The following is a 15,135-nucleotide window of genomic DNA, read 5'->3' as shown; positions in this document are numbered from 1 at the left end:
GCCAGCCAGAATCCGAAGGCGGATTGCGCATGAGTGAAGTCCCGCTACTCCGCAACAAGTCGGGCACCGCCCGTGACCGCGATCCGCAGGCCTTGGCCGATGAGCTCGAGTTCGAGGCGGCGATCGGGCGCAATGTGCGCCAGCTGCGCCAGCAGCACGGGCTCACGGTCGCCGACATGGCGACCCGGGTCGGGATCTCCAAGGCCATGCTGTCCAAGATCGAGAACGCGCAAACCTCGTGCAGCCTGTCGACGCTCGCGTTGTTGGCCAAGGGCCTGGATGTGCCGGTGACCAGCCTGTTTCGCGGTGCGGACGTGGAACGCCCGGCCGCGTTCGTCAAGGCAGGTACCGGCGCCCGCATCGTGCGCGAGGGCACCCGGGAGGGCCACGAGTACCAGCTGCTGAGCTCGTTGCGCGGTGAACACAAGCGGCTGGAATGCCTGCACGTGACGCTGTCGGAGAAAAGCCAGACCTATCCGTTGTTCCAGCATCCCGGCACCGAGTTCATCTTCATGCTCGAAGGCGTGATGGATTACAGCCACAGCCGCTCGGTGTACCGGTTGCACCCCGGCGACTCGCTGCAGATCGACGGTGAGGGCGCCCACGGGCCGACCGATCTCGTGGAGTTACCGATCCGGTTCTTGTCGGTGATCGCCTTCCCGGATTCGCAGGTGTGACCGAGAACAATTCGGCCAGCTGAATTTTCGCGCGCGTAAGTCGCGGATTCCGCCATGCGCGGATGGCACGGTCACTACAGTTTGGAACGTCTGCTCGCCAGTGCCCTCCGAGGGGAACTCCCATGAGCACAGCCGCCGAACGCGCCGCCCACCTCGAATTGGTCGGACGGCTCAAGTCTGCCTATCCGGAGATGCCCGACGCGCCGCCGCCTGATCTCCTCGATCACGAGCGCTTCCTGGCGTACATGAAGACCGTCCACGACGTGGGCGGGGAGCCCGACGCTCCGATGAAGTACGAGAACAAGGATTACGAGTACTGGGAGCACATGACCTACGTCATCTGCGAGGTGCTCGCGTGGCGCGGGATCTGGCTGTCGGAGGAACGCCGCCGCATCGGCAACGTCGACGTCGGGCGCGCGGTCTACCAGGGCTTTCCCTACTACGGGCGCTGGCTGTGGGCCGTCGCGCGGGTGCTGGTGGAAAAACACCACATCAGCCTCGGCGAGCTGACCCAGCGCATGGTCGAGGTCCGGGGCCGCTACGAGGGCGGGCTGGCGGGCCGCAAGCTCGAAGCGCAGCCGAAATCGCAGGGCGACGGCGCGGACGTCAGGCGCAACGAGCACCACATCCGTGCGGTCGGCAAGGGCGACCCGCAGGTGTACGCCGGGCAGGCGGGCGAGCCCAAGTTCCGCGTGGGCGACGCGGTGAAGGTCCGCGAGCTGCCGATCCTGCTCTACACCCGCACGCCCGAATACGTGCGCGGCGCACTGGGTGAGATCGCCGAGGTCACCTACGAAAGCCCGGCCGCCGAGGACGAGACGTGGGATCGCGCAGACGCCACGCCCGAGTGGTTCTACATCGTGCGCTTCAACCAGTCCGAGCTGTGGCACGGCTACACCGGCACGGCGACCGACACCCTGCAGACCGAGATTCCCGAACGTTGGCTGGAGAAGGCATGAGCGACGACCACGACCATGATCACGACCACGCGCGCACGGTCAAGCCCATGGTGGACGAGATCACCGACTTCGAAGTGCTCGAGATCGCCCTGCGCGAACTGTGCATCGAGAAGGGCATCTTCACCGCCGAGGAGCACCGCAGGTTCACCGAGTTCGCCGAGCAGATCGGCCCGACACCGGCCGCCCGCCTGGTCGCGCGGGCGTGGTTGGACCCGGAGTTCAAGCAGCTAGCGCTGACCGACGCGCTCGCCGCGAGCAAAGCCGTCGGCGTCGACTGGCTGGAGCCGACCGGTTTCGGCACTCCGAGCGATTTCACCGCGTTCAAGATCCTCGAAGACACCCCGACCCTGCACAACGTCATCGTCTGCGCGCTGTGCTCGTGCTACCCGCGGCCGATCCTGGGCAATTCACCCGAGTGGTACCGCACTCCCAACTACCGCAGGCGTCTGGTCCGGTGGCCGCGCCAGGTGCTCGCCGAGTTCGGCCTGTACCTGCCCGACGACGTGGAGGTCCGCGTCGAGGATTCCAACCAGAAGCATCGCTTCATGGTCATGCCCATGCGCCCGGAGGGCACCGAAGGCTGGGACGAGGATCAGCTCGCCGAGATCGTCACGCGGGACTGCCTCATCGGCGTCGCGCTGCCCAAGCCCGGCGTCACCACGAATGTGATCGTCGACACCCGCGCTGCGGTCCACCCGGCGGAGTGACGATGGCTGACGACATCTCGACGCTGAAGACCATCGTCGAACGCAACCAGGTGTGGCCGCGGATGGCCGCCAAGTACGGGGTCGAGAATCCCGTGCCGCCATGGAAGACCAGCCTCGACGGCCTCTGTGACGCCCTCGACCATTCCGCTTGCGGCACAAGCAGACTCAGCTTCAAGGAGCGTCGCGACGAGGAAGACGAGCTCTCGGCGACGCTCTATGCGGACCTGCCCTATCCCGAGAATCAACTGGTGTCGCTGGCGCACTCGCTGTTGGTGCGCGGGGTCATCGACGAGACCGAGTTGCGGCAACGACTCGACGCGGTGCGGGCCAGGCTCGAGGCCTGAGCCCCACACACGCATGAGGCCATCCCTTTTCGGGGATGGCCTCTGCGGCATTACTGGTTCTGCAGGTCGGTGATGCGCCAGGCGCCGTGGTGGTTGTGCCAGCCCGGCATGACATCCGGTGCCGGGGTGGCGTAGGTGTCGGGGCTGTACACGTGCCCCGGGCCGGTGGGGCCCTGTGCGGACGCGGTGCCGGCCAGGCCGAGCGCGGCCGCGCCGATGGCCCCGGCGGAGAGGATCGGCAGGGCGGCGAACCGGACGATGCTCTTGGTGGTGATCATGTCGAATTCCTTTGCAGCAGTGGCTATTTCGATTGCTTCTTCGGCTTTGTTTCGCCGTTGAGACAAGAATGCCGCGCAACGCCGCCCGGGTCTGTCGAGCGACTGGAGGATGTGCCGGCTGAATGTGCCGTCCCCCGATCGGAGGACGGCTTCGCACCCTCGGGTTTGGGCCCGGACCGGGACGCGGAGTACAGTCAGCGGTGATGTTGACTGTGCAGCGGGTGCTCCTTCTCGGACGCCGCGACGGGGTCTGATCCAGACTGGCCTCCCGTCGCGGGTTTTCGCGATGCGCCGGTCTGAATCCCCATCGACCCGGAGCAACCATCATGACCACGCAAGAAACCTCTGTCGACGCTTACAGTTCGGTACGCGCCATCAACACCCCCGCCGGCCCGCGCCGCGACGGCCAGCCCTCCTGGAACACCCAGCGTGCATCGTCGATGCCCGTCAATCGGTACCGCACGTTCGCCGCTGAGGTCGAGAATGTGACCCTGCCGGACCGCACCTGGCCGGACAAGGTGATCGAGCACGCCCCCATGTGGTGCGCGGTCGACCTGCGCGACGGCAACCAGGCCCTGATCGATCCGATGAGCCCCGAGCGCAAGCGCCGGATGTTCGATCTGCTGGTCCGCATGGGCTACAAGGAGATCGAGGTCGGCTTCCCGTCGGCGAGCCAGACGGACTACGACTTCGTCCGCGAGATCATCGAACAGGGCGCCATACCCGACGACGTGACCATCCAGGTGCTGACGCAGTGCCGGCCCGAGCTGATCGAGCGCACCTTCGAGGCCTGCGCCGGAGCGCCTCGCGTCATCGTGCACTTCTACAACTCCACCTCGATCCTGCAGCGCCGCGTGGTGTTCCGCGCCGACCGCGAGGCCGTCAAGAAGATCGCCACCGACGGCGCGCGCATGTGCGTCGAGGAAGCCAAGAAGTACCCCGGCACGCTGTGGCGGTTCGAATACTCACCGGAGTCCTACACCGGCACCGAGCTGGAGTACGCGGTCGACGTCTGCAATGCGGTCGCCGAGGTGGTCCAGCCGACGCCGGAATGGCCGCTGATCGTCAACCTGCCCGCCACGGTCGAGATGGCCACCCCCAACGTCTACGCCGATTCGATCGAGTGGATGAACCGCCATCTGACTCCGCGCGACTCGATCATCCTGAGCCTGCACCCGCACAACGATCGCGGAACCGCCGTCGCCGCAGCCGAATTGGGCTACCAGGCCGGTGCCGACCGGATCGAGGGCTGCCTGTTCGGCAATGGTGAGCGCACAGGCAACGTGTGCCTGGTGACGCTGGGCATGAACATGTTCTCCCGTGGCGTGGACCCGCAGATCGACTTCTCCAACATCGACGAGATCCGCCGCACCGTGGAGTACTGCAACCAGCTGCCCGTGCACGAGCGTCACCCCTACGGCGGCGATCTGGTGTACACGGCGTTCTCGGGCAGCCACCAGGACGCCATCAACAAGGGCCTGGACCAGATGAAGGTCGATGCGGACGCCGCCGACCAGGATGTCGACGACATCCTGTGGCAGGTGCCGTATCTGCCGATCGACCCGAAGGACGTCGGCCGCACCTATGAGGCCGTCATCCGGGTCAACTCGCAGTCCGGCAAGGGCGGCGTCGCCTACATCATGAAGGCCGATCACGGGCTGGTGCTGCCGCGCCGGCTGCAGATCGAGTTCTCCCAGGCGGTCCAGAAGATCACCGACGGCGAGGGCGGCGAAGTGTCGCCCAAGGAGATGTGGGACGTCTTCTCCGACGAGTACCTGGCCCCGATCACGCCGCTGGAGCGGATGCGGCAGAAGGTCGTCGCGTCGGAGGTCGACGGCGGCACTGACACCATCACCGCGATCGTGAAGATCGACGGCGTGGAACGCGAGATCGTCGGCGCGGGCAACGGTCCGCTGGCGGCGTTCGTCGACGCCCTGGGCGCCGTCGGTTACGACATCAACGTGCTCGACTATTCCGAGCACGCCATGTCCTCCGGCGAGGAAGCGCAGGCCGCGGCCTACGTGGAGGTGTCGATCGGCGGCAAGACCGTGTGGGGCGTCGGTATCGCGACGTCGATCACGACTGCATCACTTCGGGCCGTCGTGTCCGCCGTGAACCGTGCCGCGCGTGGTTAACTGACGGAAGCGTAGACCAGCTACGCATCCGACAATTCAAGGAGCCACCCATGGACTGGGGATCATCGTGGGACTTTCTCTGGCACTTCCTGATCATCTTCGCGTGGATTGCATATTTGCTGGTGCTGTTCCAGATCCTGGGAGACCTGTTCTGGCGCGATCATGAGACCTCCGGCTGGATCAAGGCGGTCTGGGTGATCTTCCTGATCGTGTTCCCCTGGCTCACGGCGTTCGTCTACCTGATCGTCCGGGGCAAGGGGATGGCTCAGCGCGCGGCCACGGCCGCCGCTGCCGCCAAGCAGGAGACCGACGCCTATATCCGCGAGGCGGCCGGACGCACACCTGCCCAGGAGATCGCCGACGCCAAGGCACTGCTCGACGCGGGAACCATCAACCAGGCCGAGTACGAGGCTCTCAAGGCCAAGGCGCTGAGCTAGAACAACGTGAACTGGTCGCCGTCGGGCGGGCTGTCGACGAACTCCTCGACGTCGGCCCCACCCACGACGTGACCGATGAGGGTCATGAACTCCCCGTCGGCGACCAGTGGCACTCCCAGCTCACGAGCCTGGTATCCCTTGCCCTGATCCGGTGCGGTCTCGTTGCAGATCACCAACGAGGTCTGCTGATCGACGGCATCGGTGTAGGCCAGGCCGGCATCGAGGATGCGCTCGATGACCTCCTCGTGCGTGCGCGTCATCTCCGCCGACAGCGCGACCCGCATGCCCTGCACCAGCGGCCGGCCGGGCACATAAGCCCCGGGGTTGGCGTACGGACACGGCAGCCGCGACGCCAGCACCTTCAACGGCCGCAGCTCGTCATGCGTGACCTGGCCGTTGGGCCAGCGCTTGCGGCCGACCTCGCGCAGCGGCAGCCACACCTTGCGGTCGCGGGCGCGGGCCAGGGTCGGCTTGAGGATCTGCGCCAGCACCTGGGCATCGTCGAGCGCGTCGTGCGGGCGCATCTGGCTGACGCCCCAGTGCGCGGCCAGTGTCTCCAGCCGCAGGTTCTCCGTGCCCAGTTCCAGCCTGCGCGCCAACTCGACGGTGCACATCACCGAGTCGATGGGCAGCTCGGCGCCGACCAACTCGGCCTCGGCGGTCAGGAAGCCGTAGTCGAAACCCACGTTGTGGGCCACCAGCGTGCGCCCGCGCAGCACGTCGATGAGCTGATCGACGACGTCTCCGAAGGTCGGCTGGCCTTCCAGCATCTCCGCGGTGAGCCCGTGCACGTGCGTGGGGCCCGGATCGACACCCGGATTGAGCAGGCTGGCGACGCTGTGCTCGACACTGCCGTCATCGCCGACCGCCAGCGCGGCCACGCTCACGATGCGGGCCTGCCCGGGCCGAAAGCCCGAGGTCTCGACGTCGACGACGGCCCAGCCCGCGCCCGGCTCGGCAGCCGGTCGGCCCCACGACGGGCGGGCCGTCAACGGCGGTGCGGTGCTCATAGTCGCCAGGATGGCACGCATGTCCGACAGAGTCCGATTGGCGCGCCGCGCGGCGCCTCGCTCAGCGGTCCAGCGTGCCGTGCACCTAAAATCGCCGGAATGCTGACCCTGCGCGGACGTGCCGCACTCGCGGCCGGAGCATCCGCACGCTGGGCGTCGCGGGTGACCGGTCGCGGCGCAGGCGCAATGATCGGCGGCCTGGTCGCGATGACGCTGGATCGGTCGATCCTGAGCCAGCTGGGACAAGGCCGTCGCACTGTCGTGGTGACCGGCACCAACGGCAAGTCGACCACCACGCGGATGACCGCGGCGGCGCTGGCCACGGTGGGCCCGGTGGCCAGTAACTCAGAAGGCGCCAACATGGACGCCGGGCTGGTGGCCGCGCTGGCCGGGGCACGATCCGCGTCGTTGGCGGCCCTGGAAGTCGACGAGATGCACGTCCCCCACGTATCGGATGCCGTGGACCCGTCGGTGATCGTGCTGCTCAACCTGTCTCGCGACCAGCTGGACCGGGTCGGTGAGATCAACCACATCGAACGCACGCTGCGCGGCGGCCTGGCCCGGCACCCCGGCGCGGTGATCGTGGCCAACTGCGATGACGTCCTGATGACCTCGGCTGCCTACGACAGCCCGAACGTGGTGTGGGTGGCCGCCGGCGGCAGCTGGGCCGGCGACTCGGTCAGCTGCCCACGCTCCGGCGAGATCATCGTGCGCGACAGCACGGGTTGGTACTCCACCGGAACCGACTTCAAGCGCCCCAGCCCGCAATGGTGGTTCGACGACACCCACATCTACGGCCCCGACGGGCTGGTGCTGCCGATGACGCTGGCGCTGCCGGGGGCGGTCAACCGCGGCAACGCCACCCAAGCCGTCGCTGCGGCTGTCGCATTGGGCGCCGACCCGGCTGCCGCGGTGGCCGCGGTCTCCGGCGTCGACGAGGTGGCCGGGCGATACCGCACGGTGCAGATCGGCTCGCACACCGCGCGGATCCTGCTGGCCAAGAACCCGGCCGGATGGCAGGAGGCGCTGTCGATGGTGGACAAACACGGCGCGGGTGTGGTGATCGCCGTCAACGGGCAAGTTCCCGATGGTGAGGACCTGTCGTGGTTGTGGGACGTGACCTTCGAACATTTCGCCCACACCCAAGTGGTCGCGGCCGGTGAGCGCGGTACCGACCTCGCGGTGCGACTGGGCTACGCGGGCGTCGAGCACACCCTCGTGCACGACACCGTCGCCGCGATCGATTCCTGCCCGCCCGGGCATGTCGAGGTCATCGCCAACTACACCGCGTTCCTGCAACTGAATCGGCGGATCTCATGACCACCTCAACGGTCAGCATCGGGTTGGTGCTTCCCGACGTGATGGGCACCTACGGCGACAGCGGCAATGCGGTGGTGTTGCGGCAGCGGCTTCGGCTGCGCGGCATCGACGCCGAGATCGTCGAGATCACGCTGGCCGACGCGGTGCCCAACTCGTGCGATCTCTACACCCTCGGCGGTGCCGAGGACTACGCACAGCGCCTGGCCACCAAGCACCTGATCCGGTATCCCGGTCTGCAGGAAGCGGTTTCGCGGGGCGCGCCCGTGCTGGCGATCTGCGCGGCGATCCAGGTGCTGGGCCACTGGTATGAGACCTCCGCAGGCGAACGCGTCGAAGGCGTCGGCCTGCTGGACGTCACGACGTCACCGCAGGAGGCCAGGACCATCGGCGAGGTGGCGTCCACGCCGTTGCTCGACGGGCTCACGCAGCCGTTGACCGGCTTCGAAAATCACCGCGGCGGAACGGTTCTCGGCCCTGATGCCCGCCCACTGGCGGCAGTCACCAAAGGCGCGGGCAACCGGGCCGGCGACGGCAACGACGGCGCGGTGCAGGGCAGCGTGGTGGCCACCTATCTGCACGGGCCGTGCCTGGCCCGCAACCCGGAGCTGGCCGATCATCTGCTGACCCGCGTGATCGGCGATTTGCCTCCCCTGGAACTGCCCGAGGTCGATCTGTTGCGCAAGGAGCGGCTGGCTGCCCCGCGCCGGGCCTAGAGCGTCGGCACCGCGAGCGTGCGTGTCTGCCGGGCATGAGGGCGTCGAGTTCGACAAAAAATGTCGCTCGGCGCCCGGCGCTTTTGCGGCGTTTTCGTCGAATTCGCGAGTACTACACGCGGACGACGGTGATTCCCACGTCCTCGAACGGCGCGACCTGTTCATCGGTGGCCGCACTGTCGGTGACCAAGGTGGCCCCAGGCGGGATCGGCGCCCACGCGTGAAACGGGCGGTGGCCGAGCTTCTCGGCGTGGGCCAACACGTACACCTGGTCGGCCCGCTCGATCATGATCTCCTTGAGCCGCGTCTGCACCAGCTCTGCCTCGCAGATGCCGAGTTCCGCAGTGACGGCGTCGGCGCCGAGGAACGCGCGGTCGAACGTCAGCCGCTGCAACGTGGCCTCGGCGAGCGGACCGATGAAGCCCTGACTGATATGGCGCATCGTGCCGCCGATGCACTCGACGCGGATGTCGTCGGCGTCGGCGAGCGCTTCGAGCACCGTCAGTCCGGCCGCGACCACGACGAGATCGCGGACATCGGTGAGGAACTGGCCCATCGCGCCCACCGTGGTTCCGGCGTCGAGCAGGATGGTCTCACCCGGCTGCACCTGGTCGGCGGCCCACCGGGCGATCGCGCGCTTGGCGTCGAATCCCTCCAATGCCCGCTGCCGCAGCGAGGATTCGGGTTGCTGGTCCAGCGCGATCGCCCCGCCGTAGGTACGTGCGATCAGGCCTTGCGCGGTCAGCTGGCTGAGGTCGCGCCGGATGGTCGAGGCGGTCACCCCGAACTGCGCCGAGAGCTCTTCCACACTGGCCAACCCGATCGACCTGGCCAGTCGGACGATCTCGGACCGGCGGGCCTGCGACTCACGGATGGCCATACGTCTTCCCGGTTACCTCACCGTCGCTGTGCTGGTTGCCAGCTCCGTCGCCTGACGCAGCGCCTCGATCATACTGCCGTGCTCGGCAATGCCTTTGCCGGCGATGTCGAACGCCGTGCCGTGGTCGACCGAGGTCCGGATCACCGGTAGCCCGACCGTGATGTTGACCCCGGCTTCGATGCCGAGCACCTTCACGGGGCCGTGGCCCTGGTCGTGGTACATCGCCACGATCAGGTCGTAATCGCCGCGGCCCGCGAGGAAGAACGCGGTGTCGGCGGGCAGCGGGCCGTGCACGTCGACACCCTCGGCCTTGAGTTTCTCGACCGCGGGGATGATCTTCTGTTCCTCCTCGCCGTAGCCGAACAAACCGTTCTCGCCGGCGTGCGGGTTGATGCCGCACACGCCGATCTTGGGCTGCGCCAAGCCCGATCGCACGAGGGCGTCATGGCCGCGCCGGATGGTCCGCTCGACCAGACCGGGCTCGATCCGGGCGACCGCGTCGATCAGACCGATGTGGGTGGTGACGTGGATGACCTTGAGTTTCGGCGTCGACAGCATCATCGACACCTCTTCGGTGCCCGTCAGATGTGCCAGCAGTTCGGTGTGGCCGGGGTAGATGTGTCCCGCGGCGTGCAGGGCTTCCTTGTTCAGCGGGGCCGTGCAGATCGCCTGCACCTCACCGCGGACCGCGAATTCGGCTGCGACCCTGATGTATTCGTAGGCGGCGTTGCCCGCCACGGCGGACAGCTCGCCCCACGGCAGATCCTCGGGCAGCAGATCCAGGTCGATGACGTTGATCACGCCGGGCGTGGGCACGGCCTGGGCGGGTGACGTGACGGCGTTGATCCTCGCGTCGATGCCGAGGAGGTCGGCAGCTCGCCGCAGCCGTTTGGCGTCTCCGATCACCACGGGGTTGCAGCGGCTGAGCACGCCCTCGTCGAGCAGTGCGGGCACCACCACTTCGGGGCCGACCCCGGCGCCGTCGCCCATGGTGACAGCGATGGTTGGGCTGATTGTCATGACTGATCCTTCTGTCGGGTGAGGTAACGGACTATCGCGACCAGGCTGTCGCTCTCGCCGAAGCTGCCGGGACGCGTCACGATGCGCCTGCCGTCGGAGGCTTCGGAAACCACAGCGCCGTGGTGTATCTGATGAACCGGCCGCAGCGTCGTGATGCCGATCGCATCGACGACAGCCCTGGCGGTCTCGCCTCCGGTGAGCACGAGATCGGGTTGCACTGTGCGCTGGAGGTCAGCGACGTACGTCGCGAGTGCGCGGCAAACGGCCGTTGTCTCGGCAGGCTCCACCGCACCACCGATCGTCAGCACCGCGGTGCCGCGCGCCAGCGCATGCCGCACAGGTTCAGGATCGGCCTTGTCGCACAGCAACTGTCGCGCGCCGACGGTCACGGTGGCGCGGCCGTCGGGATCCAGCGCCGCGATCTGCTCCCGCGCGGCCGGGGCCGCCGTGCCGACGACGACGAGCACGGCCCGCCCATCCCGCGGGCTCACGGGAACCGGTGCGGCAGGAAGGGTCCGGGCCACCGCGGCTGCGAGCGCGGCCGTTCCGACCAACTGCACGTCGGGTCCGGCGTCGACGACGATGCGGTCGAGGTCGGCGTCGGTCTGGGCGTCGCAGATCGTGATGTCGCCGGAGCCGAACAGTTCGGCGACCGTTCGTGGCGGAAGGCTGAGTTCGGCGTGCCAGGAATCGGTTTCGTGCAACGGTGTGCCATCGACGTGCAGCACGCCGCCTTCGACGCGGCGACGCAGCGCGGGCAGGGCAGCGGCGACGAGCACCGGTCCCCGTTTCGCGAGTACCCCGACTTCGGCGCCGATGTGTCCGCGCAGCAGTGAGTCGATCTTCTTGACCACGCGGGTGTCGGTCGGAATACCGTCGAGCGCCTCGGCCACGGTACGCGCCGCATCGGCGGCCGACATGGTCCTGGTGTCGAGGTCGACGACCGTCACCCCGGACGTCACTCGCCCGGCGCCCAGATGCAGCGTCAGATCGGCGTCGCGGCCGAGGAATCCGCCGGCCACCTCCGCCGCACCCGACAGATCGTCGGCCAGCACCAGAATCGGCGTCATGGCAGGGACACCCCCGCGCACTGCACGATGGCCTGCCCCGTGATGCTCGCGCCGTGCGGCCCCAGCAGAAACCCGATCAGTCCCGCGACCTCCTCGGGCGCGACGAACCGGCCCATCGGCGGAGTCTTCGGTGGCGTGCTGCACCGGGCCGGGTCGCGCAGCATCGGGGTGTCTGTCGGTCCCGGTGCGACGACGTTGACGGTGATGCCGCCGCCCACGAGTTCCGCGGCCCAGGACCGCGCCAGCCCCGTGAGGGCGGATTTGGTTGCCGCGTACTGGCTTTTGCCCGCGCTGCCGGCCATGGTGCGGCTGCCGACGAGCACGATGCGGCCGCCGTCGCGGATGCGCGGCGCCAGCGTGTCGACGAGGACTTCGGCGGCAGCCACATGCACGCGCCACATCACGAGGCCGTGGTCCGGGTTCAACTGCCCCAGCGGTGCACTGTGCTGCAGTCCTGCGGCATGCACCACGGCGTCGACATCGCCCAACCCGGAGAGGATTTCGCGCAATCCGGTGGAGTCGTCGAGATCGGCAGGACGCCAGTCGAATTCGTCGTGTGTGATTTCGGGTTCGCGGCGGCTGAGCCCGATCACATGCCAGCCGTCATCGAGCAGCCGGCGTACGGTGGCCGCGCCGATGCCGGAGCTCGCGCCGGTGACGACGGCCGTGGTCATCCGCTCACCCAGTCGTCGGTCACTTCGACGTACTCGATGGCCTGCCGGAACCGGGTGAACGCAATGTGCAGGCGGTCGCCGGTCGCGGTGATGGTCGGGTAGGACAATTCGCGGTTGAGCCCGTCGCGAGAGTTGTTGGACAGGCAGTAGCCGTCCCCGACCTCGATGTTGCGCCGGGTCGGCCAGCTCAGCCCGGCATCGGAAGAGATCGCGAGCGTCATCGGCGCCCGCGGTGCGCCCCAGAACGCGCGGCCCAGCTGTTCGGCGGGCTTTTCCTGCGTCGCGGCCAACCCGTCGTCGTCGATCTCGTCGTACAGCGAGGTTCTTCGCTCGGTGGCATCCTCGGCGCTGGAATCGTTGAACACCAACGCAAGTCGATCATCCGGCAACACGACGAACTGGATGGACGAGTTGTTGTTGGGCAATTCGGTCGGCTCCGGCGCGGTCCAGGTCTCACCGTCGTCGGTCGAGGTACTGCGGTACACGAAGTCGGCCCACCGGCTGCGGTACAGCGCCACCAAGGTGCCGTCGGAGAGCCTACCGATGTTCATGTGCACACAACCGGTGCTGTCGGGCACCGCGACCTCACGCCAGGTTTCACCGGCGTCGTCGGAGATCATCACCGCGCTGAAATCGTGGTCTCCCACCCATTTACGGCCGGCCATCTTGACGCAGTGGAAGATGGGCAGCAACAGACGCCCGCTCGGCAGCGTCACGATCGGCTGGCGGACGAATACGCCGCCCTCGTCGGTCTCCGGAAGCAGCGTGTGCACCGGCCCCCAGCTGGCCCCACCGTCGGTCGAGATGCGGCGCAACACCCGGGCGGTGTCCTGGTTGCCCGCGTGTTGTGAGGTCCACATGAGCCACAGCGCACCGGATTTGGCCACGTGCAGCACCGGATTCTGCTCCGAGCGTGTCGGATCGTCGGACAGTTGCACCGGCGCGGTCCAGGTGTCGCCGTCGAGGCGCGAGAACCACACACTGATGTCCGGGACGCCTTCCTGGGTTCCGGCGAACCACACGCACGCCAGGGCGCCGTCGGGCAACACCGTGAGGTTGGCCGCGTGATTCTGTACCTGGGGTAGCGGCAACAAGGCCTGGCGCCGTCCGGGTTCGGTGGTGGCGCGAACGGTGCCGTCGGTGGTGGTCGGTGAGGTGCTCATGAGCGCAGGGACACCGCCGTCAGGTTGTAGGAGTTGGTGGGACGCAAGGTGATTCCTTCGATGCGCGTGCGGCGGGCCAGCACGGCCTTGGGGACGAACGACCACAGCATGGGGCAGGTGTCCCAGATCTTTCGTTGCGCGTCGGCGAGCAGCGCGGCGCGGCGTTTCGGGTCCGGTTCCTCGGAGGCCTGGGTGATGACCGCGGTGATCTCGGGGAAGACGTAGCCGTGGTAGCTGTCGCGGGTGGCTTCCTTTTCGGGGGTTCCGGCGTACATGCCCTGCATGATGGTCAGCGCAAGGCCCGTCGGGCTCGGGAAGCCGTTGCCCAGCACGTCCCAGTCCCCGGTCTTGCCCTGGCGCCACTGCATGATGTCGCCGCCGGGTTCGAACTGTTGCAGCCGGGCGCGTACGCCGACCGCGCCGAGCATCTGCACGACCGACTCCATGATGTCGGTGTCGGCCGCGAATTCTCCTGATTCCCAGATGATTTTGAGATCGAGATCGCGGATGCCGAGCGCGTCGAGTTCGGCCTTCGCCCGCCCGGGATCGTAGCTGTACTCCCCCGTCTCGATGGCCCCGTCCAGGGTCAGCGGGATGACGCCGCGCGACGCCGTGGCCGACCCCTGCATGACCTCGTCGATCAACGACCTGCCGTCGATCGCATAGGTCAGTGCGCGGCGCACACGGGCGTCGGCGATCGGATGTCCCTTGGGCTTACGGAAGTTGAAGAACAGTTGGTTGAGGCGCACGCCGTCGACGCGGTCGATGGCCACGCCGGCGAGGCCGTCGAGCTGGTCGGCCGAATCGGGGGTGATGGAGTCGATCACATCGATGTCACCGCTGCGCAGCGCGACGACCCGGCTGGTCTCGTCGGGAATGAAGCGCACCCGCACCGATTCGACATGTGCCGGTGCGCCCCAGTACTTGTCGTTGCGCACCAGGGTGTAGGTGCCTGCGCCGCGGTTGCTTTCCGTGACAACGTACGGGCCCGTGCCGACGCCGCTCTGCAACTCCTCGGGTTTGTTGGCGGCCGCCGGCGTGATGAGGATGTTGGACATCAGGTAGTCCAGCACCGGCACCGGGCGCACGGTGTTGAGTGTGAAGCTCGTATCGTCGATCGCCTCGACCGTCGGGAACTCGGGAAAGAACCCGGCGACGAACGATCCGTTGACCTCGCTGTACATCTTGAGGGCGGTCGCGACGTCTTCGACGCGCACCGGCGAGCCGTCGGAGTACCGCACGCCGGGTCGCAGGTGCACGTACCACTGCGTCGGGGAGGTGAGTCTGAACTGGTCGGCCAGCACGAGCTGCGGGCGCAGGTCGTGATTGATCTCGGTCAGGGCTTGCCGGACTCCGCGCTGGACGGTCAGCGCCGCGTCGAACTGGTTGAGCTTGTTGTCCAGGCTCACGAGCGACCGGTTGAGGCCGAGACTCATGGTGGTCGGCCCGGGTGTGCCGGTCGGCGTCGCGCAGCCGGCCAACGAGCCTGCCGTCGCGCCGAATGCCAGCCCAGCGCCCGCGAACAGGCTCGACCGCAGCAGCGCTCGGCGGGAAAACTGCTGATCCAGAATCGATTTGGTCACGGTCGACCTCCAGGCGGCATACGGATCAGTGTGATGGTGGACACAGGGAACTCTAATCGGATTGCGCATAACGCGCAACTTTGGGTTGATACTTGCGCGCAATACGCAGTCATGACATTGTGAGCTGTGTAACAGAAAGGTCGACGATGGACTTTCCGCCACCAC

At 67.5% G+C, this 15,135-nt stretch carries 16 protein-coding genes; 8 read left to right on the top strand and 8 right to left on the bottom strand.

Annotated elements, in window-relative coordinates; all coding sequences use genetic code 11:
* Window positions 1–29: 29 nt before the first annotated feature.
* The 4 genes from RMCB_RS27640 to RMCB_RS27625 all read left to right on the top strand — a co-directional run bounded on the left by RMCB_RS27640 (window position 30) and on the right by RMCB_RS27625 (window position 2,687).
* Window positions 30–677 carry a type II toxin-antitoxin system RelB family anti-toxin gene (locus tag RMCB_RS27640; protein ID WP_029373502.1) on the top strand — a complete coding sequence of 216 codons (648 nt, stop codon included), beginning with the start codon at window positions 30–32 and terminating at the stop codon, window positions 675–677.
* 122 nt (window positions 678–799) lie between these two features.
* Window positions 800–1,636: a nitrile hydratase subunit beta gene (locus RMCB_RS27635; RefSeq protein ID WP_062831303.1), complete on the top strand. Its 837-nt coding sequence runs from the start codon at window positions 800–802 to the stop codon at window positions 1,634–1,636.
* Entirely contained in the window at window positions 1,633–2,343 is a 711-nt protein-coding gene (scnC, locus tag RMCB_RS27630; RefSeq protein WP_062831302.1) for a thiocyanate hydrolase subunit gamma, read from the top strand. The genes RMCB_RS27635 and scnC overlap by 4 nt, the downstream gene beginning before the upstream one ends.
* Before the next feature lie 2 nt (window positions 2,344–2,345).
* Window positions 2,346–2,687, top strand: coding sequence for a hypothetical protein (locus tag RMCB_RS27625; protein WP_029373505.1), 342 nt, complete (start codon window positions 2,346–2,348; stop codon window positions 2,685–2,687).
* Between the two features lie 50 nt (window positions 2,688–2,737).
* Here the strand turns inward: RMCB_RS27625 and RMCB_RS27620 are convergent, their stop codons facing one another.
* A complete protein-coding gene (locus tag RMCB_RS27620) occupies window positions 2,738–2,965 on the bottom strand; it encodes a hypothetical protein (RefSeq protein WP_062831301.1) in 228 nt (75 codons plus the stop codon).
* Between the two features lie 326 nt (window positions 2,966–3,291).
* Here RMCB_RS27620 and leuA point away from each other — a divergent pair, with 326 nt between their 5' ends.
* On the top strand, window positions 3,292–5,100 hold the full coding sequence (gene leuA, locus RMCB_RS27615; protein WP_029373507.1) for a 2-isopropylmalate synthase: 1,809 nt from the start codon (window positions 3,292–3,294) through the stop codon (window positions 5,098–5,100).
* Between the two features lie 50 nt (window positions 5,101–5,150).
* Complete coding sequence (locus RMCB_RS27610) at window positions 5,151–5,537, top strand: SHOCT domain-containing protein (RefSeq protein WP_029373508.1); 387 nt, start codon at window positions 5,151–5,153, stop codon at window positions 5,535–5,537.
* Here the strand turns inward: RMCB_RS27610 and RMCB_RS27605 are convergent.
* Window positions 5,534–6,547 (bottom strand): DEDDh family exonuclease, encoded by a 1,014-nt coding sequence (locus RMCB_RS27605; protein WP_029373509.1) that lies wholly within the window; start codon window positions 6,545–6,547, stop codon window positions 5,534–5,536. The two genes, RMCB_RS27610 and RMCB_RS27605, sit on opposite strands and share 4 nt — an antisense overlap.
* Window positions 6,548–6,646: 99 nt before the next feature.
* On the opposite strand from RMCB_RS27605, the gene RMCB_RS27600 reads away from it, so the two are divergent.
* On the top strand, window positions 6,647–7,867 hold the full coding sequence (locus tag RMCB_RS27600) for a Mur ligase family protein (RefSeq protein ID WP_062831300.1): 1,221 nt from the start codon (window positions 6,647–6,649) through the stop codon (window positions 7,865–7,867).
* Window positions 7,864–8,580, top strand: coding sequence for a type 1 glutamine amidotransferase (locus RMCB_RS27595; RefSeq protein WP_062831299.1), 717 nt, complete (start codon window positions 7,864–7,866; stop codon window positions 8,578–8,580). Before RMCB_RS27600 ends, RMCB_RS27595 begins: the two co-directional genes overlap by 4 nt.
* Window positions 8,581–8,692: 112 nt before the next feature.
* On the opposite strand, the gene RMCB_RS27590 is transcribed toward RMCB_RS27595, so the two are convergent.
* From RMCB_RS27590 to RMCB_RS27565, 6 genes are read right to left on the bottom strand one after another with little or no spacing between them, the layout of a single operon-like run.
* Entirely contained in the window at window positions 8,693–9,460 is a 768-nt protein-coding gene (locus RMCB_RS27590) for a DeoR/GlpR family DNA-binding transcription regulator (protein WP_062831298.1), read from the bottom strand.
* 12 nt (window positions 9,461–9,472) lie between these two features.
* Window positions 9,473–10,480: a 4-hydroxythreonine-4-phosphate dehydrogenase PdxA gene (pdxA, locus tag RMCB_RS36685; protein WP_062831297.1), complete on the bottom strand. Its 1,008-nt coding sequence runs from the start codon at window positions 10,478–10,480 to the stop codon at window positions 9,473–9,475.
* Window positions 10,477–11,550: a four-carbon acid sugar kinase family protein gene (locus tag RMCB_RS36680; protein ID WP_063979680.1), complete on the bottom strand. Its 1,074-nt coding sequence runs from the start codon at window positions 11,548–11,550 to the stop codon at window positions 10,477–10,479. The genes pdxA and RMCB_RS36680 overlap by 4 nt, the downstream gene beginning before the upstream one ends.
* Entirely contained in the window at window positions 11,547–12,224 is a 678-nt protein-coding gene (locus RMCB_RS27575; protein WP_062831296.1) for an SDR family NAD(P)-dependent oxidoreductase, read from the bottom strand. Before RMCB_RS27575 ends, RMCB_RS36680 begins: the two co-directional genes overlap by 4 nt.
* Complete coding sequence (locus RMCB_RS27570) at window positions 12,221–13,387, bottom strand: sialidase family protein (RefSeq protein WP_062831295.1); 1,167 nt, start codon at window positions 13,385–13,387, stop codon at window positions 12,221–12,223. Before RMCB_RS27570 ends, RMCB_RS27575 begins: the two co-directional genes overlap by 4 nt.
* Window positions 13,384–15,039 carry an ABC transporter substrate-binding protein gene (locus tag RMCB_RS27565; protein ID WP_084388622.1) on the bottom strand — a complete coding sequence of 552 codons (1,656 nt, stop codon included), beginning with the start codon at window positions 15,037–15,039 and terminating at the stop codon, window positions 13,384–13,386. The genes RMCB_RS27570 and RMCB_RS27565 overlap by 4 nt, the downstream gene beginning before the upstream one ends.
* Window positions 15,040–15,135 lie beyond the last annotated feature (96 nt).

The organism is Mycolicibacterium brisbanense, from assembly GCF_001570425.1.
In the GTDB taxonomy this organism is placed as follows: Bacteria; Actinomycetota; Actinomycetes; order Mycobacteriales; family Mycobacteriaceae; genus Mycobacterium; species Mycobacterium brisbanense.
This window is presented reverse-complemented; position numbering and strand designations above follow the sequence as displayed.

Excerpts from the sequence above, each read along its gene's own strand:
- scnC (WP_062831302.1), top strand. The coding sequence starts at position 1,633 with ATGAGCGACGACCACGACCATGATCACGACCACGCGCGCACGGTCAAG.
- leuA (WP_029373507.1), top strand. The coding sequence starts at position 3,292 with ATGACCACGCAAGAAACCTCTGTCGACGCTTACAGTTCGGTACGCGCC.
- RMCB_RS27600 (WP_062831300.1), top strand. The coding sequence starts at position 6,647 with ATGCTGACCCTGCGCGGACGTGCCGCACTCGCGGCCGGAGCATCCGCA.
- RMCB_RS27605 (WP_029373509.1), bottom strand. The coding sequence starts at position 6,547 with ATGAGCACCGCACCGCCGTTGACGGCCCGCCCGTCGTGGGGCCGACCG.
- RMCB_RS27620 (WP_062831301.1), bottom strand. The coding sequence starts at position 2,965 with ATGATCACCACCAAGAGCATCGTCCGGTTCGCCGCCCTGCCGATCCTC.
- RMCB_RS27635 (WP_062831303.1), top strand. The coding sequence starts at position 800 with ATGAGCACAGCCGCCGAACGCGCCGCCCACCTCGAATTGGTCGGACGG.
- RMCB_RS27575 (WP_062831296.1), bottom strand. The coding sequence starts at position 12,224 with ATGACCACGGCCGTCGTCACCGGCGCGAGCTCCGGCATCGGCGCGGCC.
- RMCB_RS27570 (WP_062831295.1), bottom strand. The coding sequence starts at position 13,387 with ATGAGCACCTCACCGACCACCACCGACGGCACCGTTCGCGCCACCACC.
- RMCB_RS27595 (WP_062831299.1), top strand. The coding sequence starts at position 7,864 with ATGACCACCTCAACGGTCAGCATCGGGTTGGTGCTTCCCGACGTGATG.
- RMCB_RS27590 (WP_062831298.1), bottom strand. The coding sequence starts at position 9,460 with ATGGCCATCCGTGAGTCGCAGGCCCGCCGGTCCGAGATCGTCCGACTG.
- RMCB_RS27625 (WP_029373505.1), top strand. The coding sequence starts at position 2,346 with ATGGCTGACGACATCTCGACGCTGAAGACCATCGTCGAACGCAACCAG.
- RMCB_RS27610 (WP_029373508.1), top strand. The coding sequence starts at position 5,151 with ATGGACTGGGGATCATCGTGGGACTTTCTCTGGCACTTCCTGATCATC.
- RMCB_RS36680 (WP_063979680.1), bottom strand. The coding sequence starts at position 11,550 with ATGACGCCGATTCTGGTGCTGGCCGACGATCTGTCGGGTGCGGCGGAG.
- RMCB_RS27640 (WP_029373502.1), top strand. The coding sequence starts at position 30 with ATGAGTGAAGTCCCGCTACTCCGCAACAAGTCGGGCACCGCCCGTGAC.
- RMCB_RS27565 (WP_084388622.1), bottom strand. The coding sequence starts at position 15,039 with ATGCGCAATCCGATTAGAGTTCCCTGTGTCCACCATCACACTGATCCG.
- pdxA (WP_062831297.1), bottom strand. The coding sequence starts at position 10,480 with ATGACAATCAGCCCAACCATCGCTGTCACCATGGGCGACGGCGCCGGG.